This is a genomic window from Tenacibaculum sp. FZY0031, assembly GCF_036350695.1.
Taxonomy (GTDB): domain Bacteria; phylum Bacteroidota; class Bacteroidia; order Flavobacteriales; family Flavobacteriaceae; genus Polaribacter.
On the sequence record NZ_JAZDVY010000006.1, the window covers coordinates 197099 to 220124 of the forward strand.

The following is a 23026-nucleotide window of genomic DNA, read 5'->3' on the forward strand; positions in this document are numbered from 1 at the left end:
ATTAATTTTGTAACAATGCAATTATCAAAAACCGAAGAGCAAGTAATGCAATATTTATGGAAGCTTAAAAAAGCTTTTATGAAAGATATTTTAGCAGAATTTCCAGAACCAAAACCTGCAACCACAACAGTTGCTACTTTATTAAAAAGAATGAAAGACAAAGGTTTTGTTGACTATAAATTATATGGAAAATCAAGAGAGTATTTTCCTGTAGTTAAAAAATCAGATTATTTTTCTAAACATGTAAATGGGTTGATTAAAAACTTTTTCAACAATTCTGCGAGTCAATTTGCTTCTTTCTTTACTGAAAAAACAGATTTATCAGTTTCTGAACTAGAAGATTTAAAAAAAATTATTGATCAACAGATTAAAAAGCAACAATAATGATAACGTATTTAATCAAATCAGGGCTTTGTTTAGCGTTACTTCTTGCATTCTATCATTTGGTGTTAGAACGAGAAAAAATGCACCAATTCAACCGATTTTATTTATTAGGTAGTTTATTGTTTTCGTTTATAGCTCCTTTTTATAAAATATACATAGAAACAATTCCGAATACTGTAGGAACAACAGCTACCTTAATTACAGATTCGACTATGAATGCAAATACAGGTGAAGAAATTAACTACACACAATATCTATTTGTTGGATATACAATCGTAGCAATCATTTTATTAATCCGTTTTACAAAAAACTTACTTAACATCTTTTTAAAAATAAAACGACATCAAAAAATTAAAAAGGGAAAAACTACGCTTGTTTTAGTAGATGATGCTATCAGTCCACACACTTTTTGGAACTATATTTTTATCAATAAAGAAGAATACAACTCAAACAAAATAGAAATTGAACTTTATACCCACGAATTAACACATGCCTTGCAAAAGCATACGTTTGATATTTTATTGATTGAACTTTTACAAATTATTTTTTGGATCAATCCAACATTTATATTTCTTAAAAAAGCAATAAAGTTAAATCATGAGTTTTTAGCAGACAACAAAGTGATCACTACACATAAAAATACTACTGAGTATCAATATTTACTATTAAATAGAGCTACTTGGAACAACGAATATTACTTGGCCAGTAATTTGAATTACGTATTAACTAAAAAAAGATTATTAATGATGACAAAACAAAGTTCTCGTACCAAAATTTTGCTTAAAAAACTGACGGTAATACCCGTATTAGCAGGATTTACTTTTCTCTTTGCCGAAAGAGTTGAAGCGCAAAAAAAAGATACTGACAAAGCTCCTGTATCTATACAAGTAAAAAATAGTGCCAAAAATTTAAAAGGAGAATCTTCTAAAGAAACATTAGTGGTGTACACGTATGAAGATGGAAGTACAATACAAAAAAAATATGATGACCTTACCTTAGAAGAAAGAAAGCAACTTCCCCCACCTCCTCCACCGAAGAAAGGAGTTTATAGGAGAACTCCACCAGCTCCAAATTCTCCAGTAGTTAGGATTGGAGAAGAATCAAACATACCCCCACCTCCTCCTCTTACTAGAGTAAAAAAAGGTGGTATTTCACATACTCCTCCTCCACCTCCTCATATTAGGATTAAAAAAGGAATGAGAACACCTCCAGAGCCAATCTCTCCTTTGGAATATATCAAAAAACACAAAGACAACAACTCTGAATATTACTACAACGGTAAGAAAATAAGTTACAAAAAAGCACTAAAACTTTTAAAATCTGACAACTCTATAAACTTACATAATTGGAATAAAAATGATAAAGCTGTTTTTAAACTTTCAGACAAACCGATAACTATAAAAAACTAATTTTGTTAAAAGCCTCTTAAATGAGGCTTTTATTTGTAACAATTATTTAAAACACTCGTTATTAACACATAAGCTTACTGTATGTTAAAACGATTTTTCCTTCTTTGTTCTGGAGCTGATTTAGATTTGCTAGAAAAATGTGCTAATGGAGAGCAAAACAAATATGCTGGTATCGGCGCCACTGTTTTCTTTACTGCTCTGATGGCAACTATTGCCTCTGCTTACGCTTTGTACACTGTTTTTGACAATATGTATACTTCTGTTTTTTTCGGAGTTATTTGGGGACTACTCATTTTTAATTTAGATCGATTTATTGTTTCAACCATAAAAAAAAGAGACTCTAAACGACAAGAAATTGTACAAGTAATTCCACGTTTACTATTAGCATTAATTATTGCTGTGGTTATTTCTAAACCTTTGGAGTTAAAAATTTTTGAAAAGGAAGTCAACCAAGTGTTACTGACAGAAAAAAATCAGATGACATTAGATAACAAAACACAAATAGCACAACAGTTTACTCCTGAAATCGAAAAAATAAATTCAGAAATTACCTCCTTAAAAACAGAAATAGCGACTAAAGAACAAGAAGTAAACACACTATATGAAACTTATATTGCAGAAGCTGAAGGCAGAAAAGGCACAAAACTTCTCGGTAAAGGTCCTGTTTATAAAGAAAAAAGAGAAAAACATGATGCTGCTTTATCAGAATTAAACCAATTAAAGCTTGCTCATAATGACAAAATTAATGCGAAAGAAGAAGCTATTAGAAATTTAATTCAACTACAAAAAGAAACAGAGTCTAAAACACAACCTATTATTTCTAATTTCGATGGTTTAATGGCTCGTGTAAATGCTTTAAATAAACTGCCTTGGTTACCTTCTTTTTTCATTTTTCTTCTATTCCTAGCTATTGAAACAGCTCCAATCTTTGCTAAACTTATTAGTTCAAAAAGCGAGTACGATTACAAATTAGAGAATCAAGAATCTTTAATTAAAACATGGATTCAGCAGCAAGTATATCAACGAGAGGCGATTTTACAAACCGACAAAGACCTTAATAATAAAATTTATTCTGATTTAAAAACTGAGGAAGAGCTATATAATTACAAACAAAAAATGGCTCGCAACTTGATGAAACTCCAAACAGATTCCTTTTATCAAAATCAGCAAAATGCCTTGTAAGAAAAGGCAATTTTTACTTTGTTTTATTTTTTATATTTTCGTTCCTTAGAAAACAAAACAAATTAATTGCATGAAAATCAACAAACTCACTATTTTCTCAATAGTGTTTATGCTATGTAGCAATCTTCTTTCTCAAGAAAAACAACAACTTTCTTCTCTTTTTATTCCTAAAGAACTAAAAGAAAATGCGAATGCCATAATTAGATTAAATAAAATAGTCGTAAATGTTGAGACTGTAGATCAACTTAAAGTTAAACAACAAAGAATCGTTACCGTTTTTAATAAACTTGGTAAAAAACATATTAACGCTTACAAACACTACAACAACGACACCAAAATAACTCATTTATCTGCTATTATTTATGACGCCTTAGGCAACAAAGTAAAAAAGTACTCAAAAAACGACTTTCAAGATGTTAGTGCAGTTGATGGTGGAACACTTTATTCTGACTCAAGAGTTAAGTTTTTAGAACATACACCTACTTCCTATCCTTATACTGTTGTTTTTGAATCTGAATATAAAAACTCATCAACAGGGTTTATTCCTCAATGGTTTCCAATTGAAAATTACAATTTAGCCATAGAAAAAAGTGTGTATACATTAAATAACCCTCAAAAAATCCCTTTTAGAAAAAGAGATAAAAACTTTAAGGGGTTTACTATTAAAAACTCTTCCAGTAATAATAATGTAAACTATACATTAACAAACCAACCAGCTATAAGACCAGAATACTATACTCTAAACTTTGAAGAGCTTGTTCCAAACATGTCTATCTCACTTGATTTATTTAGTTTAAAAGGAGTTAAGGGGAGTGCTAAGAACTGGAAAGAGTTTGGAAAATGGCGTTACCAGTACTTAAAAAATGGAAATGATGTCCTTTCGGAATCAATTAAATCCGAAGTTAATAATATTACAAAAGGTATAGACGATCCAATATTAAAAGCTAAAGCTATTTATTCTTATGTACAAAAGAAAACAAGATACATAAGTGTTCAAGAAGGAATTGGCGGCTGGAAACCTATACCTGCAAATAAAGTCCATGAGGTAGGTTATGGAGATTGCAAAGGATTAACTAATTATACTAAAGCCCTTTTAGATGCTGCAGGTGTGAAATCACACTACTCAGTTGTTTGGGCTGGTAATGCTAAGAAAAATGTTTATAACGATTTTTCTTCTATGCAAGGTAATCATGTTATCCTAAATATTCCAAATAATGGAAATGATATTTGGTTAGAATGTACTAGTCAAACTATCCCCTTTGGTTTTTTGGGAGATTTTACAGATGATAGAGATGTACTGGTAATAACACCAGAAGGAGGCGTCATTAAAAGAACTCCTGCTTATATTAACAAAGACAATTTACAACTTACCAAAGCTGATGTTACGTTACTGCCAAATGGAAACATCTCAGCTCATTTTGAGAGCAAATCATACGGAACACAATATTATGACAAGTATGCTATAGAAGAATTTACTAAAAAAGAGCTCAATAAATATTACAAATCTACGGTTTGGGATTACAATAATAATTTAGAAGTTGATAATATTAAGCATTCTAACAATAAAGAACAAATTGAATTCACTGAGGATCTTGATGTTAAAATAGAAAAATTTGCAACTGTTAGAGATAGTAGTTATTTATTTAAACTTAATATTTTTAATCGAGTTACTGGAATCCCAAAAAAATATAGAAATAGACAACAGCCATTAGAAATTGAAAGGGGATTTACCGATAAAGATGAATTTATTTTTACTCTCCCAGAGGGGTACACATTTACAAGTTTACCAGAAAAAAGAAACATCACTAATAAGTTTGGAACTTATCGTATTTCATTTGAAAAAATAAACAACACTACATTCAACTATAAAAGAGAGTTTTCTCTTATTAAAGGAATACATTCAAAAGAGGATTATAAAGCCTACAGGAAATTTAGAAAAACAGTCGTTAAATACGACAATTTAAGAATAGAATTAATCAAACAATAAAAACTATGAAAAAAATACTGTCTGTTTTCGTGTTAATTATAACAATACACATAAATGCACAAGAAATTAACTTCGGAAAAGTTTCTAAAGAAGAGCTTCAAGAAAAATTTCACCCCTTAGACTCAACAGCAGATGCCGCTTACTTAAACCTAATCCGAAAAACATATTATACTTTTTCTGAAAAAAGAGGGTTTGAAATTGTAACTGAAATACATGAAAGAATAAAAATTTACACAAAAGAAGGCTTTGAAAATGCCACTAGATCTATTATATATTACAAACCAGATTCTGGAAGTAAAGACAAAGTAAACTCTATAAAAGGATATACTTTTACATTCGAAAATGGTAACATAGAAAAACAAAAACTATCGAAATCTTCAATTTTTGACGAAAAATTATCAAAATACAAGAGCCTTAAGAAAATTACATTTCCTAATATAAAAGAAGGAGTTATTATTGATTTAGAATACAAAATAACATCTCCTTACACTCATGTAATAGATGAAATAGATTATCAATTTGGTATTCCTGTAAAATATTTTTACAGCTCTATTGAAATTCCAGAATATTATACGTTTGCAAAAAAACAAAAAGGCTATTTTTTAATTCCTGTAAAAACTTCGACTAGAAACACATCAATAACTACGTATCAAAAACGCGGTAACAGTAATAACTTTAGACTAAGTGTTGGAAGTACAAAAACAAATTTTCAAAATACTGTAGATGTTTACGAAGCTGAAAATATACCTGCTCTAAGAGATACAGAACCTTACATATCTAATATTAAAAACTTCAGAGGTGGTATTAAGTATGAATTAGCTTCGACAAAATTCCCTAACTCAAAAATGAAGTTTTACTCTAGTTCTTGGGAAGATGTTTCTAAACAAATTTATAAATCTTCTAATTTTGGAAGTGAACTAGAGAAAACAGGATATTTTGAAAATGATATTGAGCCTTTGATAAGTAGCACTACAAATAATTACGAAAAAGTAGCTAGTATTTTTCAGTTTGTAAAAGAGAAAGTAAAGTGGAATAACTATTATGGGAAATATGTAGAAAAAGGTGTTAAAAGCGCCTATAAAGATGGTACTGGTAACATTGCAGAAATTAACTTAATGCTTACCTCAATGCTGCGTTATGCAGGCTTAAACGCTTATCCTGTTTTAGTCAGCACCAGAGCAAATGGAACCCCTTTATTTCCTACATTAAACGGCTTTAACTATGTTATAACAATGGTTAAGTTTCCTGATAACAAATATATTTTGTTAGATGCTTCTGAACCGTATAGTCTTCCTAATATTTTACCAAAAAGAGCTCTAAATTGGAATGGTAGGGTCGTTGCTGAAAACGGAGGCTCTTCATGGGTTAAATTGGCTCCGTCAAAACATGCAACAGTAGACAATCTTTTAATGGCTAAAGTTACTGAAGATATGACCATTGAAGGTTTTATTAGAACAAAATTCTTTAACCATAAAGCTTTAACGTTTAGAAAAGATAATAATCATATTGAAGAAGAAACGCTGATAACAAACTTCGAAGAAAAAAATAGTATAGAAATAGAAAATTTTAAAATTTCTAACATTCAAGATTTAGGTACTCCAGTTAATAGGGATATAAAATTTTCAAGTGAAGATTTAATTGAAAAAATTAATGATAAAATATATATCGAGCCTTTATTATTTTTAACAGAAAGAGAAAATCCTTTTAAAATAAAGGACCGAAAATTTCCTGTAGATTTTGCTTCCCCATTAAAATATAAAAACTCTATTTCCATCCAAATTCCTACAAGTTATAAAATAGAGTCTTTACCTGAGACTTTGGCCATTGGGTTACCTGAAAAACTAGGATTATTTAAATATCAAATTTCACAAGTTGGGAATAAAATCAAGGTCTTGTCTGTTTTGCAATTTAACAAATCTATCATTGCACCCGAGCATTACTTAGCATTAAAAGACTTTTACAGTCAATTAGTAAAAAAACAAACTGAAAAAATTGTATTAGTTAAAAAACAATAAAACCTCAAGACGTGTTTATTGAAATAGAAAAAACGAGTACTTAAGTACTCGTTTTTTTTATAAAGCTATTGCTATAGCGTTTTTAACTTCGCCTATTGTAAAAATACTTCTAGTATTACCAACATATTTTAATGCTGTAAGTTTATTTACTATAAAATCTCGGTAAGCATCCATATCCTTTACGTAAACCTTTAAAATATAATCATAATCTCCACTTACGTGAAAACACTCAGTTACCTCTTCTAATTTATCAACCTCTTTTTCAAAAACTGCTATATGATCTTTATTATGCCGCTCTAACTGAACATGACAGAAAACTAAAAACGATTTTTCAATTTTATTCTTATTAACTACCGCTACATATTGTGTAATTACTTTTTCTTTTTCTAACTTTTTTATTCGTTCATAAACTGCTGTTACCGAAAGCCCCAACTGTAATGACAATTGTTTTGTGGTTTGTTTACTATCTGCTTGAAGCAACCCTAATAACTTCTTATCTATATGATCTAACTTCATCTGAAAAAAAATCTGTGTTTATTATGACTATCCTTTCGGAAATTAATAAAAAACTAAATATAAGCACAAAATTAGTATAATTTTCTACACAAACCACTTTATATTGATTTTTAAACAATTAAAGTTGATTTTAGTAGTCTACTAATAATTAACCTTAATCAAGATGAAATTTAAACCTGCAAACAACATACAAGACCTACAATACTTTGGAGAATTCGGTGGTGTAAACCCATCTATATCAGACTCCTCTACTTATACATTCTTATCTGCTAAAACCATGTTTGATACTTTTGAGGGAAATACAGATGGCTGTTATTTATACTCTCGCCACTCCTCTCCTTCAAACTTATATCTATCTGAAGCTTTAGCCGCTATGGAAGGTACTGAGACTGCCAATGTTTCCGCTACTGGTATGGGAGCCATCACTCCTACCATCTTACAAATTTGCGAAGCAGGAGACCATATTGTTTCCAGTAGAACTATTTATGGAGGAACCTATGCTTTTTTAAAGAATTTTACCCCTCGAATAGGTATTGAAACTTCTTTCGTTGATATTACAAAATTAGCTGTAGTAGAAGCAGCTATTACTAAGAAAACTAAAATGATTTATTGTGAAACCGTTAGCAACCCATTGTTAGAAGTTGCCGATATCAAAGCCTTATCTGTATTAGCTAAAAAACATAACTTACAGTTAGTTGTAGACAATACATTTTCTCCTTTATCTATTTCCCCTGCTCAATTAGGTGCTGATATTGTTATTCATAGTTTAACAAAATTTATCAATGGTTCTTCCGATACGATGGGAGGAGTTATTTGTGGAACTACCGATTTTATCAACTCTCAAAAAAGTGTAATTGATGGTGCAAGCATGTTGTTAGGTGCATCTATGGACTCTATGCGAGCTGCTTCCATCTTAAAAAACATGAGAACCTTGCACATTCGAGTAAAGCAACACAGTAAAAACGCGAGTTACTTAGCTGAAAAATTTGAAGCTGACGGATTAAAAACGGTATACCCAGGGTTAAAATCACACCCATCACACGAAGTTTTTAAATCCATGATGAACAAAGAATACGGTTTTGGAGGAATGCTAACCATCGATGCTGGTTCATTAGATAAAGCCAATGCTTTAATGGAGTTAATGCAAGAAAGAAACTTGGGGTATTTAGCTGTAAGTTTAGGTTTTTACAAAACCTTGTTCTCTGCACCAGGCACCTCTACTTCATCAGAAATTCCTTTAGATGAACAAAAAGAAATGGGATTAACAGACGGATTGATTCGTTTTTCTATTGGATTAGACAACGATATAGAACGCACTTACCAAATGATGAATGCCTGTATGAAAGAAATAGGTATACTATAATTTAGAATTATGAACGAAATAATCACTTTTGGAGTTTTGTCTTTTACTTCGTTTTTTACACTCATCAACCCTTTAGGTACCATGCCTATTTTTATGACGATGACTGCTGATTTAGACAAAGAGAGCAGAAATCAAACTGCAAAAAAAGCCTCTATAGTTAGTTTTATAACTATCTTAATTTTTGCATTCTCTGGTCAATTGCTATTTAACTTTTTTGGAATCTCAGTAAATAGCTTTAGAGTTGTTGGTGGTGTAATCTTTTTTCTAATGGGTATGGATATGCTTCAAGCAAGATTAGGAAAAGTAAAATTAAGTAGCTCAGAAGTTAAAACATACGTTAACGATATTTCTGTTACTCCATTAGCAATACCAATGATTTGTGGTCCAGGTGCCTTAACCAATGCTATAGTAATGATGGAAGATGCTAATTCTCTTGAAATGAAACTAGTATTAATCGTTGCTACTTTTCTAGTAATCGTAGTAACATACCTAATTTTATATAGCTCATCTAAAATCATTAAAATATTAGGTCAAACTGGTATAAACGTTATGATGAGGTTAATGGGACTGATAGTTATGGTAATTGCGGTTGAATTCTTCTTTAGTGGACTTAAACCTATTATACTTGATATATTAAACAGCAACTAGATTCTCAACTGATTACATTTGTATAATTCTATACAAAATCGTAACATTACAAGCCGAAAAAATATCATACATGCAAGACGACAAAAACCTATCTGAAATTGAAATAGAGAATCAAAAAATAATTCAAAATAAAGAATTAAGCATATGGGAAGCTTTGATTCCTGTTTTTGCCCTAATTGGTATGCTTGCTTATAATGTATACGTATTTGGAGACGATGCTTTAAGTGGAAGCAATCAGTTTATTTTATTATTAGGTGGAGCTGTTGCTGCTATTGTAGGTTTTAAAAACAAGGTTTCTTATGAACGAATGATTGAAGAGGTTGCTGAAAACATAAAATCTACCGCAGGTGCTATTTTAATTTTGTTAATGGTTGGTGCGCTTGCAGGAACATGGCTTGTTAGTGGTATTATTCCTTCAATGATTTATTACGGGCTTCAAATTTTAAATCCGACTATCTTTTTAGTAGCATGTTTAATCATCTGTGCTGTTATATCTGTTGCTACTGGGAGTTCTTGGACAACCTCTGCAACTGTGGGAATCGCCTTAATTGGTATTGGTGAAGCTTTAGGTATTTCTTTAGGAATGACTGCTGGGGCTGTTTTATCTGGTGCTTATTTTGGAGATAAGATGTCTCCAATGTCAGACACTACAAACTTAGCTCCTGCCATGGCTGGAACAGATTTGTTTACACACATAAGATACATGGCTTACACTACTGTTCCTACATTTATAATAACCATTATCTTTTTTATCATTTTAGGGTTTACCCAAACAGCCACTGGTGATGCTAATACTCAACAAATGCTTGGCGATATTAACAAGGCTTTTACTATAACTCCATGGTTGTTTCTTGTGCCAGTATTAGTTGTCGTTTTAATTATTAAAAAAACACCTCCTTTGATAGCCCTTTTAGCTGGAACCATACTAGGTGGCGCTTTCGCTTTGATTTTTCAACCTCATGTTGTTGCGCAAGTTTCAGGAGTTGAAAAATTAAATTTCGAGTCTGCCTACAAAGGAATAATGCAAGCCATAACTGTTGAGACTTCAGTAGCTACGGATAACGAAGTATTAAAAGATTTATTTACCGCTGGTGGAATGAAAAAAATGCTTGGAACAGTTTGGTTAATTTTATTAGCAATGGTTTTTGGTGGGGTTATGGACGCTATCGGAGCCTTAGCTAAAATTAGCAGTTTTATGTTAAGTTTATTTGATTCAGTATTTGGATTATTTGCCAGTACTGTTGCCACTTGCATTGGTTTAAACTTTACCGCTTCTGATCAATATTTAGCAATTGTTGTCCCTGGAAAAATGTACGCACAAGCTTATAAAGACAAAGGCTTAGCTCCTGAAAACTTAAGTAGAACCTTAGAAGATTCTGGTACTGTTACCTCTGTTTTAATTCCTTGGAATACCTGTGGAGCCTATCACTCTGGCGTTTTAGGTGTACCTGTTATAGATTATGCTTTGTATGCCATGTTTAATTGGCTAAGTCCTTTTACAACATTACTATTTGCCGCATTTAAAATTAAAATAAAACAACTAGCTTCTAAAGAATAACATTTATAAACCTCACCTTTCGTGAGGTTTTTTTTATGATAATTAAAGCCAACATACAAGACGCTAACTTATTAACTGAAATTGCCATAAGTTCAAAAGCACACTGGGGATACTCTAAAGAGCAAATGGAACTTTGGAAAGACGACCTAACGGTCACCCCTAAAATATTTGCCGATTGTACTATTTATAAATTTCAAGTTAACGATATTACAGCTGGTTTTTACGTTTTATACCGAGCTAATATTAGAACAGGTTTTTTAGATTTTTTATTTGTCACTCCCAAGTTTATCAACCAAGGGATTGGTTCTAAACTACTGGAACATGCAAAAAAATCTTGTATAAGTAGTTCTTGCGCTGTTTTAAATGTTTTATCAGACCCAAATTCGGATGCTTTTTATTTAAAACATGGTTTTGAAATAATTGGTAAACGAGAAAGTAGTATTAAAGGACGTTTTTTATCTGAAATGGAGCTATATTTTCCTGAAAACATGTAATAAAGTTGATACTATTAAAAGTGCCCAAGGAGTTCCATGCAAAAACACATCAAACCAATCCATAAACTGCATAGCCTGCTCTCCTGAAAAAGCGTTTCCTCCTGCTATCCATTGTAACTTGCCTACAATATGAGGGGGTTTAAAAGGTGCTAACCCTAAAGTTAAACTTGCTATTAAAAACAACTTCCAATTTTGTCGTAACTTTTCTTTCATTTTATATAAACCAGTTCCACACCACCCCAAAACGAATTACGAAATCTCTATACGGATAATTTGGTGCCGAAAAATAATTCTTTTTAAGTACAAAAGAACTTATGTTGTCTGCTTTAAAATAAATTCGAGTTCTACGAACCCTTGCATTAAAAAATAAATCAACCGTTGGATATCCAATTTCCGTATCGTTTTGTAAAGTAAATTCTGCTAACAACGGATTATACGCATTCGCTTTATATTCTGAAAAAAACTTAAATGTAGCTCCTATTTGCACTAACAAAGGTTTTCCTTTAAACCATTCATCAGTATAATAAAGTGTGTTACGGGTAACCAATTCTGGAACCCTAAAAACACTGTTACCACTTGCTACTTTTTGATACATTAAAGTATTGTTTAAAGCAAACTTTCCGAAAATAAACTCTTTAGAGGCTTTTGCTTTTAAATAATTAACATCTCCAGAAAATTGTTCCGGTTTGCTTTCTTTATTAAAATATGTATAATTACTAATATTCGTAATATCTAGCGAGACATTTCCCCATTTAGACTCAATAACTCCTCCCAATGTACGTGTTCCTATTTGAGAAAAATTATTCTCCCAATTATAATCATCGTAACTACTTTGATGCAATAAAAAATTAAAGTTGGGCGATTTGTTACTTATTCCTACCCTACCCTTTACAGTAAGTACGCTATCTTTCTTATAAAAAGCTTCTCCAGAAAGGCTATTTCCAGATAAACGTCCGCTTCCAGGTGTAAGACTTCCAGAAGCATTTACATGGAAGTTTCCAATTCTTCCATTCCAATCAGCTCCAAAAGAAATTGCATTCCCTTTCAGCTTATTCTTTGTAATTCCAACCGTATTATTCTGTAAGTTTTCATATCCATATGTATAATTTGATAATTCTGCTTTTACACGGAATTTACCTAATACATATTTTGAATTAAAATCTAAAAAGAACTGATTATTGTATAACAAATAAATAGTCTTGTTATTTATGCTGCTTGAAATATTTGCACTTCCAAACATACCTGATACTGTACCTTCGTTAAATCGATAAAACTTAGAATCTCTGGTAAATGAATGTCCTAATTTTAAATTCGTAAAGTCTTTTTGACTCACACTATCTTTTGAGGAAAGTAGTTTAAAAGTATGTTCAAAATACAATCTTTTAGCATCTAAAGTACTTTCGGCACTATTCAAATTCACATCCATCCTACCTCTATTCCCACTAAAATTAGGATCATCTGCTATAAATGCTTCTAAAGAAGTTTCTGTTAACCCTCCATTCTCCTGATTGAAAAAATCTTGATTTACAGCATGTCCTCTAATTGCATATTGTCCTTTAGGAGTCTCGTAACTAAAACTTACTCTAAAATTACCTGTACTAGCTAAAGAGCGCCTATATGTTCCCAACGAACGAAGTCCTTTATAAGCTATGGCAAGATTAAATCGTTTGGAAAAGTTTGTTGTAAAAAGTGCATCTAATACCTGACCTTGCTCTAACCCAGTTCGATACATGATTTCTGTTGTTGGGGTAGGTACGTGATAATAATTTACATCTTCAATATTAAAATAATTGAACATTTTAGCTCTAAAACCTATATCAGGAAATTGAGAAATGGCCGTAAAATCGTATCCTAAATTGTTAAAAGTTTGTCCTTGATTATGAAAAGCTAGCAATTCGAAATTATCTTTTCTTAAAAAGTTGAATGCATACTCTTTCAGAATAGTCAATGTCGTATCTACAATTGTAGTATCGTTTTTATGCGATATAATTTTATAATCGGTATACTTAGTTTTCCCACTAAGCTTTACATTTATTTCATTATCTGGTAGTGAGTCTATCCCTCTTCTAGGAATTTTACCAAAACTCCCATCAACATTTCTAATTTGAGAAAAAAGTACTTGGACACTTATCAAACAAAAAAGTACTAAAAGATTTTTCTTCATAACAGCAAAAGTAAAATAATTTAACGACAAAAATCACGATTAATTTCTTTGAAATCTGTTAATTTGTAGCATGTTGCAATTAAATTATAGTGGCTATGAATTTGAAGCAGGAACAGATGAAGCTGGTAGAGGTTGTTTATCTGGTCCTGTAGTAGCTGCAGCAGTTATTTTACCTAGTAATTTTCGCCATGAATTATTAAATGATTCTAAACAGCTTTCAGAAAAAAAACGACAACATCTTCGTCCTTATATTGAAGAACACGCACTTGCTTATGGAGTTTCATTTATCCATCAAGAAGAAGTTGATGAACTCAACGTTTTACAAGCATCTATTACTGGAATGCATCGTTCGATAAAACAATTAACTATTCAACCAGAATTTATTATTGTTGACGGGAACAAATTCAAACCCTATCAAGAAACTCCACATCAAACCATTGTAAAAGGGGACGCTAAATTTATGAGTATAGCAGCAGCTTCTGTACTTGCCAAAACCTATCGTGATGAGTATATGGAAAAAATTCATCAGGAATTCCCTCAGTATAACTGGCATAAAAACAAAGGCTATCCTACAAAAGAACACCGCGAAGCTATTCGTCAATTTGGAGCAACCCTTTATCATCGAAAATCATTTAAATTGTTACCTGAACAATTAAAATTGAAACTTTAATTTTTCTATTTTTGTCTTCCAATTTTTTAGAAGATGATTAAAAGAACTCGTACCGAAATTAATAAGTGTATTATCCACAAAGTAGCTAACAAGTATAATAGTGGACAAAATGCCTTTTCTGAAAGTTTAGTCCGCTTTGATGAAGAAAGTTACGAATTATTACTTCCTTTTTTACTAAAACCTTTCGGTTCAGTTACACAAAGCTATCGTTTTAGTCATCATGCCGATGTTCGTTTAAACGAAATTAATAAGTACACTTCAGATATTTTTGAAGATGATAGTAACAACGTTTTTATTGAACACTCTAAAAACATTGTTAATCATTTATACGAACAATCGAACTCAGCCAATATAAAAACAGGCGATGTAATTGTAGCTTATTTTGAAGGTATCGAGTATAAAGATGTTTTAACTGAAGCTGTTGGGGTTTTTAAAATTGAAAGTAAGGTAGACTTCTTTCAAACCTATTTAGATGATGACAGTTTTGATGTAGTAGTTCAAAAAGGAATTTCAACCAAGAGGTTAGATAAAGGTTGTTTAATTTTAAACGCTACTGATGCAGAAGGAACTGTCGTTTTATCGGTAGATAACAACCAATACGATGCGCAATACTGGATTAAAAACTTCTTAAGTGTTAAATATGCTGACGATCGTAACTTGCATACTCAGAATTACTTAGAAATGTGCAAGGAGTTTTCTGAAGAGGTTATAAAACCTGAATTTGGAAAACAAGAACAAAGTAATTTCTTAGCCAATACTGTTGATTATTTTAAAGAGCATGAAAGTGTAGATTACCATGGCTTCAAAGATGAAATTTTTGAAGAAGACAAGCATAAAGATCTTTTTGAAGATTACAAGCAGCACTTTGAAAAATTAAACGATGTACTAATTCGTAATAATTTTGAAGTATCTGATGTTGTTTTAAAGAAGGAAAAAAGCAAGTTTAAAACTGAAATTAAATTAGACACCAATATTCAAATTAAAATTGATGTTGATGCTCCTGATGCCTCTGCTGAATATTTAGAACAAGGATACGATGAAGATAAGAAAATGAAGTTTTATAAAGTATATTATAATACTGAGAAATAAAAAAGTTAGTTTAACTCCGAAATTTCTTTTTCCAATCTTTTTTCTAACTCTTTCAATTCGTTTAGTCTTTTCTTATCCTGATACCTGCTAGAAAAATGATAAAGAATGCAGAAAATCATATAAATAGTTGCGCAAAGCATTACTAACTTTAAATAATTATATTCTGTTTTTTGTAGCATTGATTTTTTATTAGAAAAAGAATGCCCCACACCATAAGTTGGGGCCCAAAAGCTAAAAACAATACCAGCAGCAATTACTTTCCATTTGTGTCTTAACAAAAAGTCTTGCTGTCTGATAACGTTCTCTATCTTATACCTTGTTGCTTGTAAATGTTTTTCTTTATAATATTTAGCAGACATTATATTCTAAATATAAACCTATTCTTTTTCAGCCATTTTCTTTACATAATCGGTAATAATTACGATTTGAGTAGCTCCTACTTTTCCTTCAATATATTTAGCATTTTCAGGATCTAACGAAATTCTACGCACAGCAGTTCCTTGCTTTGCTACCATGCTAGAACCTTTTACTTTTAAATCTTTAATCAACACCACATTATCTCCTGCTTGTAAAACTGTTCCATTCACATCTCTATGAATTATTTTTTCACTTTCATCTAAATGTTCACCTGTAGCTTCAGCAAAACGCAATTCCTCATCCTCTAAATACATCATATCTAACAAATCTTGTGACCACCCATCTTTTTTAACACGGTGTAACATTCTCCAAGCTACAACTTTCACGGCTCTGAACTCACTCCACATACTATCGTTTAAACAACGCCAGTGATTAGCATCTGTTTTATCAACATCTTCAATCTGCTCAACACAAGTAGCACAAGCCAACAAACTCCCATCAACTCCTCCTGTTGAAATTGGTGGTACTTCATAAATTGACAAATCATTTTTTGATGCACATAACTCACATTGATTTCCGCTTCTATCTTGTAATTCTTGTAATAAACTCATTTTATTCTTTTTTTGCTTCGCAAAAGTACATTTTTAATTTATATTTAGGCTATGTTATTAGAAAGCGAACGTTTAATTATTAAGGAAGCTCTGGTAAGCGATGCCCCTTTTTACTTTCAACTATTTAATGATCCAGATTGGATTCAATTTATAGGAGATAAAAATTTAAATTCTATTGAAGAGACTCGTATTTACCTAAAGGACATCTTGTTTAAAAACTCAAAACTAGGAGGGCTTGGTTTTTTTACGGTTATTTTAAAAGAAACCAACAAACCTATTGGAGCCTCAACTGCACTTCAAAGAAACACGTTAGATTTTATTGATATTGGGTACGCATTTTTACCCGAAGGAAGAGGAAAAGGATATGCAACAGAAGCCACAAAACTAATTATAGAATATGTTCGTACTACCTTTAAGCAAGAGAAAGTAATGGCTTTAACTATGCCCAAGAACGAAAAATCTCAAAAGTTGTTAAAGAATCTAGGCTTTGAGTTTGTAGGAATGCAACAAGTTTTTGAAAATGGAAAAGATTGTGTCTTTGAATATATTTTCTAATCCAAATACAAATCAATTAACCCTTCTGGTGTTTCGACCTCAATAGTTTTAGTATCTCTGTCTACCTTTTTGATAAAGTCATCAATCATAGGTATAAAAACTTCTTTCCCTCCTCTGTCAACCTCAAATAAAGGTTGTGCAGAAGAATCGTTAATACTCACCACTTCTCCCACTTCGCCAAAAGAAGCATCAATAACCTTAAACCCTATTACTTCATGATAATAGAATTTGTTTCCCGAAAGTTTTGGAAGCAACTCTAAAGGCAAGTAAACACCTGAACGTAAAATAGCCTCTGCATCTGCTTCGGTATCTACGTCTTCAAACTTTACTCGAAACATAGTACCTTTACTGAGGGTAGATTTCTCAATAAAAAAAGGAATCAGGTTATTGCCTAAATCGACAAAAACTGATTCCAAATTTTCGTAAAGATCGGGTTCATCGGTATCTAACTTAATAACTACCTCCCCCTTAAAACTATGTTTTTTAACGATTTTGCCAAGATAAAAGCAATCTTCTTTTTGCATCATCGTAATACAGTTTTTTATTCTTCGCTATCAGCACCTGATTCAGCAGCAGCATCCTCGCTATCTTCTACAGCAGGAGTTGCAGCGGCAATACGCGCTTCATTTACAGCTTTCTCAGCCTCTAAAGCTTTTGCTTTAGCTTCAGCCTCTGCTTTTACTAAACCTTCTGCTTTACCAGCAACTTTAGTTGTTTTTTCATCTAACCAAGCATTGAATTTAGCTTCTGCTTGCTCTTCAGTTAAAGCTCCTTTCTTTACTCCACCAGCTAAGTGATTCTTTAACAAAGCTCCTTTATAAGACAAAATAGCTCTAGCAGTATCTGTTGGTTGAGCACCATTTTGTAACCACTTTACAGCTCCATCAACATCTAATTCAATTGTTGCAGGGTTCGTGTTTGGGTTATAAGTTCCGATTTTTTCTAAGAAACGACCGTCTCTTTTAGCTCTAGAATCAGCAGCTACTACCCAATAAAATGGTTTTCCTTTTTTACCGTGTCTTTGTAATCTAATTTTTACAGGCATAATTTTAATTTTTAAGGTACGCGACCTTGGTTATTAACAAATCTTACCATCTCGTGATAAGTGAGCGCAAAATTAGAAAATATTTTCCAAACTACCTTTAAAAAACATTCTTTATTTAACTAAAAAAGCATCTGGAATCCAGATGCTTAGAAAAAATAAATTGTGAAGGTATATTATAATACTCTTACGCTAACTGCGTTTAATCCTTTTTTTCCTTCTTTAAGTTCAAACTCAACAGTATCACCTTCTCTAATCTCGTCGATTAGACCTGATACGTGTACAAAATGTTCTGTGTTTGATCCTGATTCGATAATAAATCCAAAACCTTTAGATTCATTGAAGAACTTTACTGTTCCTTCTTTCATTGTAAAAAAATATTATATTAAAGTGCAAATGTAATCTTATTAATTGATTATCAACTACTTTTTTTTCATATTTCTTTTAAAGTTAACTTACACTTAACACCCTTTTTTGATTACAGCCAGTTATTCAAGCCTTTACCACAACCAAAAATACTCGTTAATAACTTCTCTTAATAGCAATGCAAATTCTTCGTATTTTTACACTTTGTTTTACCCAAGACACTTCAACGTAATTTTTTGCCCATGTATTTAATTTTCGATACCGAAACTACTGGATTACCTAAAAGTTGGAACGCTCCAATAACCGATACCGATAACTGGCCAAGAGCCATACAAATCGCATGGCAATTACACGATGAATTAGGAAACTTAATTGAACACAACGATTTTTTAATCCAACCTGACGGATTTAATATTCCGTATGATGCAGAGCGAATTCACGGAATTTCAACCGATTTAGCTATCGAACAAGGAATTCAGTTACGTGAAGGCTTAGAACTATTCCAAAATGCATTACAAAAAACCACGTTCATTGTTGGTCAAAATGTTAGTTTTGATGTCAACATTATGGGCTGTGAATTTCATCGTTTAGGTGTTGAAAATAATTTAACAGAATTACCTGTTTTAGATACTTGTACCGAACATACAGCACAATTATGTCAAATTCCTGGTGGTCGTGGAGGAAAATTTAAACTTCCAACTCTTACCGAATTACACAATCATTTATTCGGAACTGGTTTTGGAGAAGCTCACAATGCAACTGCCGATGTAGAAGCGACTACAAGGTGTTTTTTAGAATTAATTCGTCTACGTCAATATACAGAAGAACAATTAGGGGTTTCTTCTGATTATTTTCAACGTTATACAGAAGCTAATCCAAATCCGATACAAGTAATTGGACTCAAACACTTAAACCTAAAAAAGGAAAGTGAGAAAATTCGCAAAAGAAAATCTTCAGAAACAGAAGAGGCCAATACAATTTCTACTGCTGAAGGATTAGCAGAGCTTGAAGGGGTTCAATTTGCTCACTTACACAATCATACACAATATTCTGTTTTACAATCTACCATTCAAATTGGTAATATTGTAAATGCTGCTGCTAAAGACAATATGTCTGCCGTTGCCATGACCGATACTGGTAACATGATGGCTGCTTTTCATTTTGTACAAGCTGTATTAGGTCATAACAAAGCCGCTGAAGAAGCAAACAAAGAAGCTTTAGAAAAAGGGGAAGAACCAACACAACGCATTTTAAAACCTATTGTAGGTTGTGAATTTAATATTTGTGAAGACCATACCAATAAAAGCCAAAAAGACAACGGATACCAAGTTGTTTTGCTTGCTAAAAACAAAAAGGGATACCACAACCTAGCAAAGATGTCTTCTATTGCATTTGTTGACGGTTTTTACTACGTTCCAAGAATTGATAAAAAAATTATCGAACAATACAAAGAAGACGTAATTGTATTGACAGGGAATTTATATGGTGAAGTTCCTAGCAAAATATTAAATGTAGGTGAAGCTCAAGCAGAAGAAGCTTTGCTTTGGTGGAAAGAACAATTTGGAGAAGATTTATACATCGAATTGATGCGCCATGGACAGGAAGATGAAAGAGTTGTTAATGAAACTCTCCTTTCATTTTCTAAAAAACATGATGTAAAAATTGTTGCTACAAACAATACTTTTTACCTGGACAAAGAAGATGCCAATGCCCATGATATTTTATTATGTGTAAAAGACGGTGAAAAACAAGCAACTCCTAAAGGTAGAGGAAGAGGGTATCGTTATGGATTACCTAACGATGAATACTATTTTAAATCTACTGAAGAGATGAAAAAACTCTTTGCTGATTTACCTGAAGCAATCATTAACATTCAAGAAATTGTAGATAAGGTAGAACCTTTTGGCCTAGCACGTGATGTATTATTACCTGCTTTCGACATTCCTGAAGAGTTTAGAGATGAAAAAGACCTTGAAGATGGAGGAAAAAGAGGTGAAAATAACTTCTTACGTCATTTAACCTATGAAGGAGCCAAAAAGCGTTATGGAGAAATTACCGATAAAATCCGAGAACGTTTAGATTTTGAGCTTGATGTTATTGCTAAAACAGGATATCCAGGGTATTTTTTGATTGTAGAAGATTTTATTCGAGAAGCCCGAAACATGGATGTATCGGTAGGTCCAGGACGGGGTTCGGCTGCTGGTTCTGTTGTTGCTTATTGTTTATGGATTACCAATATAGATCCTATTCAGTACGATTTACTTTTTGAGCGTTTCTTAAATCCTGAACGTGTATCGATGCCCGATATTGATATTGATTTTGATGATGAAGGTCGAAGTCGTGTAATGGATTATGTAATTGAAAAATATGGTGCTAATCAAGTAGCACAAATTATTACCTACGGTACTATGGCTGCTAAGTCATCTGTACGTGATACTGCTCGTGTACTTGATTTACCGCTATTTGAAGCAGATAGAATTGCCAAATTAATTCCAGGAATGAAGTTGAAAAAGATCTTTTCTTTAGACGAGAAAGGATTGAAAGAAAAGCTTCGTTCTGAAGAAATTGAAATGGTAAATGAGCTAAAAGCTATTGCTGATGGTAATGGACTAGAAGCCGAAACCATTAACAAAGCTCGAATTTTAGAAGGCTCGGTTCGGAACACTGGAATTCATGCGTGCGGGGTGATTATTACTCCTGATGATATTACCAAATTCGTACCTGTGTCGGTTGCGAAAGATTCTGACATGTACGTTACTCAGTTTGACAACTCGGTAGTAGAAAGTGCAGGATTATTAAAAATGGATTTCTTGGGGTTGAAAACTCTAACCCTAATTAAGGATACGGTAAAAATTGTAAAAGCACGTCATGGGGTAGAACTCGACCCAGAGAACTTCCCCATTGATGATGAGGAAACTTATGCTCTTTTCCAACGTGGAGAAACTGTGGGAATATTCCAATACGAATCTCCTGGGATGCAAAAATACATGCGCGAATTAAAACCTACGGTGTTTGCCGACTTAATCGCAATGAACGCACTGTATCGTCCAGGTCCTTTAGAATATATTCCTTCTTTTATTAGAAGAAAGCATGGTGATGAAGAAATTCAGTATGACCTTCCTGCCATGGAAGAATACTTAGCCGAAACCTATGGTATTACTGTATATCAGGAGCAAGTAATGTTACTTTCGCAAAAGTTAGCTGATTTTACCAAAGGTGAAGCCGATGTACTTCGTAAAGCAATGGGTAAAAAGCAAGCAGCAGTGCTTGCTAAAATGAAACCTAAGTTTGTAAATCAAGCAAAATCCAATGGTCATGATGAAAAAGCCTTGGAAAAAATTTGGAAAGACTGGGAAGCTTTTGCATCTTATGCCTTTAACAAATCGCACTCTACTTGTTATGCTTGGATTGCCTATCAAACTGCTTACTTAAAAGCCCACTATCCTGCTGAATATATGGCAGCAGTACTTTCTAATAACATGAACGATATTAAAACTGTTTCGTTTTTTATGGAGGAATGTAAACGCATGGGGTTAGAAGTATTGGGTCCTGATGTAAATGAATCGTATGCAAAGTTCTCAGTAAACAAAGACGGTGCTGTTCGTTTTGGTATGGCAGCTATTAAAGGAGTAGGAGGCTCTGCTGTTAAAGCAATTATTGATGAACGCAAAGAAAACGGACATTACTCTTCTATTTTTGATGTAGCCAAACGTGTTGATTTACGTGTTGCAAACAAAAAGGCTTTTGAAGGATTAGTATTAGCGGGTGGTTTTGATTCTTTTACTGGTGCCCATAGAGCTCAATATTATGTAAAAGATGAAAAAGGGCAAACTTTTTTAGAAAAGGCTATTCGCTTTGGAAATAAGTTTCAAGAAAATCAGAATTCGTCTCAGGTTTCTTTGTTTGGAGAAGCTTCAGAAATTGATTTACCTGAACCCTTGATTCCTGAGTGTGAAACTTGGGGAACTATGGAGTTGTTAGCCCGCGAAAAAGAAGTCGTAGGAATGTATATTTCTGCACATCCTCTTGATGATTTTAAAAACGAACTAAAGTTCTGCAACGCTACCCTAGCGCATTTTAAAAACATTGCTCAATACGAAGGTTTAGGACTTTCTTTTGCCGGAATTGTAACCGATGTACAACATCGTGTATCAAAAGCAGGAAAAGGATGGGCTGCTTTTACTATGGAAGACTACAACGATAGTTTTGAATTCCGAATTTTTGGTGAAGATTACTTAAAGTTTAAACACTTTTTGGTTCCAAATTCTTTCTTATTTATCAAAACTACTATCAAACCTGGATGGACTACTAAAGAAGGTGTTAAAGGTGAACCTAGAGTTGGGTTTAATGAGTTTTTATTGTTACATGATATAATGGATAAAATGTGTAAAAAACTCACTATAAAAATCGCCCTACAAGAAGTAAAAGAAAACACAATTAAAGAGCTACAACACCTATTTGCGACCAACAAAGGTTCACAAAGTTTGTATTTTACCATTTGGGATGCTGAAGAAAAAATAGAACTGAGTTTACCTAGTAGAACAACAAAAATTAAAGTGTCCAGTGAGTTTTTAAAAGCATTAGACGAACAATTTATCAATTATAAATTGAATTAA

Annotated in this window: 21 protein-coding genes; 13 read left to right on the forward strand and 8 right to left on the reverse strand. The window is 32.4% G+C overall.

Translation table 11 applies throughout. The annotated features are described in order from the left end of the window. Positions 1 to 15: 15 nt before the first annotated feature. The 5 genes from V1T75_RS10395 (at position 16) to V1T75_RS10415 (ending at position 6977) form a co-directional block, all read left to right on the forward strand. Positions 16 to 384, forward strand: a complete 369-nt coding sequence (locus tag V1T75_RS10395; RefSeq protein ID WP_299005937.1) for a BlaI/MecI/CopY family transcriptional regulator — start codon at positions 16 to 18, stop codon at positions 382 to 384. After that, positions 384 to 1793 (forward strand): M56 family metallopeptidase, encoded by a 1410-nt coding sequence (locus V1T75_RS10400; RefSeq protein WP_330488479.1) that lies wholly within the window; start codon positions 384 to 386, stop codon positions 1791 to 1793. Before V1T75_RS10395 ends, V1T75_RS10400 begins: the two co-directional genes overlap by 1 nt. An 81-nt stretch (positions 1794 to 1874) precedes the next feature. Then, the gene (locus V1T75_RS10405) at positions 1875 to 2975 is read left to right on the forward strand and encodes a DUF4407 domain-containing protein (protein WP_330488480.1); all 1101 of its coding nucleotides are present in this window, start codon (positions 1875 to 1877) and stop codon (positions 2973 to 2975) included. 70 nt (positions 2976 to 3045) lie between these two features. Further along, positions 3046 to 4962, forward strand: a complete 1917-nt coding sequence (locus V1T75_RS10410; protein ID WP_330488481.1) for a DUF3857 domain-containing protein — start codon at positions 3046 to 3048, stop codon at positions 4960 to 4962. A 5-nt stretch (positions 4963 to 4967) separates the two neighbouring features. Further along, entirely contained in the window at positions 4968 to 6977 is a 2010-nt protein-coding gene (locus V1T75_RS10415) for a transglutaminase domain-containing protein (RefSeq protein WP_330488482.1), read from the forward strand. Between the two features lie 57 nt (positions 6978 to 7034). Here V1T75_RS10415 and V1T75_RS10420 read toward each other — a convergent pair whose 3' ends face one another. After that, on the reverse strand, positions 7035 to 7493 hold the full coding sequence (locus tag V1T75_RS10420) for an Lrp/AsnC family transcriptional regulator (RefSeq protein ID WP_281980645.1): 459 nt from the start codon (positions 7491 to 7493) through the stop codon (positions 7035 to 7037). A 163-nt stretch (positions 7494 to 7656) separates the two neighbouring features. Here V1T75_RS10420 and V1T75_RS10425 point away from each other — a divergent pair, with 163 nt between their 5' ends. From V1T75_RS10425 to V1T75_RS10440, 4 genes are all read left to right on the forward strand, one after another. Further along, complete coding sequence (locus V1T75_RS10425) at positions 7657 to 8856, forward strand: aminotransferase class I/II-fold pyridoxal phosphate-dependent enzyme (protein WP_330488483.1); 1200 nt, start codon at positions 7657 to 7659, stop codon at positions 8854 to 8856. A gap of 9 nt (positions 8857 to 8865) precedes the next feature. Continuing rightward, positions 8866 to 9504: a MarC family protein gene (locus V1T75_RS10430; protein WP_330488484.1), complete on the forward strand. Its 639-nt coding sequence runs from the start codon at positions 8866 to 8868 to the stop codon at positions 9502 to 9504. 70 nt (positions 9505 to 9574) lie between these two features. Beyond that, positions 9575 to 11062, forward strand: a complete 1488-nt coding sequence (gene nhaC / locus V1T75_RS10435; RefSeq protein ID WP_330488485.1) for a Na+/H+ antiporter NhaC — start codon at positions 9575 to 9577, stop codon at positions 11060 to 11062. Between the two features lie 35 nt (positions 11063 to 11097). Next, positions 11098 to 11556: a GNAT family N-acetyltransferase gene (locus V1T75_RS10440; protein ID WP_330488486.1), complete on the forward strand. Its 459-nt coding sequence runs from the start codon at positions 11098 to 11100 to the stop codon at positions 11554 to 11556. Here V1T75_RS10440 and V1T75_RS10445 read toward each other — a convergent pair. After that, positions 11533 to 11769, reverse strand: coding sequence for a hypothetical protein (locus V1T75_RS10445; RefSeq protein ID WP_330488487.1), 237 nt, complete (start codon positions 11767 to 11769; stop codon positions 11533 to 11535). The genes V1T75_RS10440 and V1T75_RS10445 overlap by 24 nt on opposite strands. 1 nt (position 11770) lies before the next feature. Then, positions 11771 to 13720 (reverse strand): putative porin, encoded by a 1950-nt coding sequence (locus V1T75_RS10450; protein ID WP_330488488.1) that lies wholly within the window; start codon positions 13718 to 13720, stop codon positions 11771 to 11773. Positions 13721 to 13790: 70 nt separating this feature from the next. On the opposite strand from V1T75_RS10450, the gene V1T75_RS10455 reads away from it, so the two are divergent. Beyond that, the gene (locus tag V1T75_RS10455) at positions 13791 to 14390 is read left to right on the forward strand and encodes a ribonuclease HII (RefSeq protein ID WP_330488489.1); all 600 of its coding nucleotides are present in this window, start codon (positions 13791 to 13793) and stop codon (positions 14388 to 14390) included. Positions 14391 to 14423: 33 nt separating this feature from the next. Beyond that, a complete protein-coding gene (locus V1T75_RS10460; RefSeq protein WP_330488490.1) occupies positions 14424 to 15479 on the forward strand; it encodes a nucleoid-associated protein in 1056 nt (351 codons plus the stop codon). Positions 15480 to 15484: 5 nt separating this feature from the next. Here V1T75_RS10460 and V1T75_RS10465 read toward each other — a convergent pair whose 3' ends face one another. Continuing rightward, positions 15485 to 15838: a hypothetical protein gene (locus V1T75_RS10465; RefSeq protein ID WP_330488491.1), complete on the reverse strand. Its 354-nt coding sequence runs from the start codon at positions 15836 to 15838 to the stop codon at positions 15485 to 15487. Between the two features lie 18 nt (positions 15839 to 15856). Further along, positions 15857 to 16447, reverse strand: coding sequence for a PhnA domain-containing protein (locus tag V1T75_RS10470; RefSeq protein WP_330488492.1), 591 nt, complete (start codon positions 16445 to 16447; stop codon positions 15857 to 15859). 51 nt (positions 16448 to 16498) lie between these two features. Here V1T75_RS10470 and V1T75_RS10475 point away from each other — a divergent pair, with 51 nt between their 5' ends. Next, positions 16499 to 17002: a GNAT family N-acetyltransferase gene (locus V1T75_RS10475; RefSeq protein WP_330488493.1), complete on the forward strand. Its 504-nt coding sequence runs from the start codon at positions 16499 to 16501 to the stop codon at positions 17000 to 17002. Here the strand turns inward: V1T75_RS10475 and rimM are convergent. From rimM to V1T75_RS10490, 3 genes are all read right to left on the reverse strand, one after another. Continuing rightward, positions 16999 to 17526 (reverse strand): ribosome maturation factor RimM, encoded by a 528-nt coding sequence (rimM, locus tag V1T75_RS10480; protein ID WP_330488569.1) that lies wholly within the window; start codon positions 17524 to 17526, stop codon positions 16999 to 17001. The genes V1T75_RS10475 and rimM overlap by 4 nt on opposite strands. Positions 17527 to 17543: 17 nt before the next feature. After that, positions 17544 to 18047, reverse strand: coding sequence for a 30S ribosomal protein S16 (locus V1T75_RS10485; protein WP_330488494.1), 504 nt, complete (start codon positions 18045 to 18047; stop codon positions 17544 to 17546). Between the two features lie 173 nt (positions 18048 to 18220). Then, positions 18221 to 18412, reverse strand: a complete 192-nt coding sequence (locus tag V1T75_RS10490) for a cold-shock protein (RefSeq protein ID WP_330488495.1) — start codon at positions 18410 to 18412, stop codon at positions 18221 to 18223. 240 nt (positions 18413 to 18652) lie between these two features. Between V1T75_RS10490 and dnaE the strand changes: the two genes are divergently transcribed. Beyond that, positions 18653 to 23026, forward strand: coding sequence for a DNA polymerase III subunit alpha (gene dnaE, locus V1T75_RS10495; RefSeq protein ID WP_330488496.1), 4374 nt, complete (start codon positions 18653 to 18655; stop codon positions 23024 to 23026).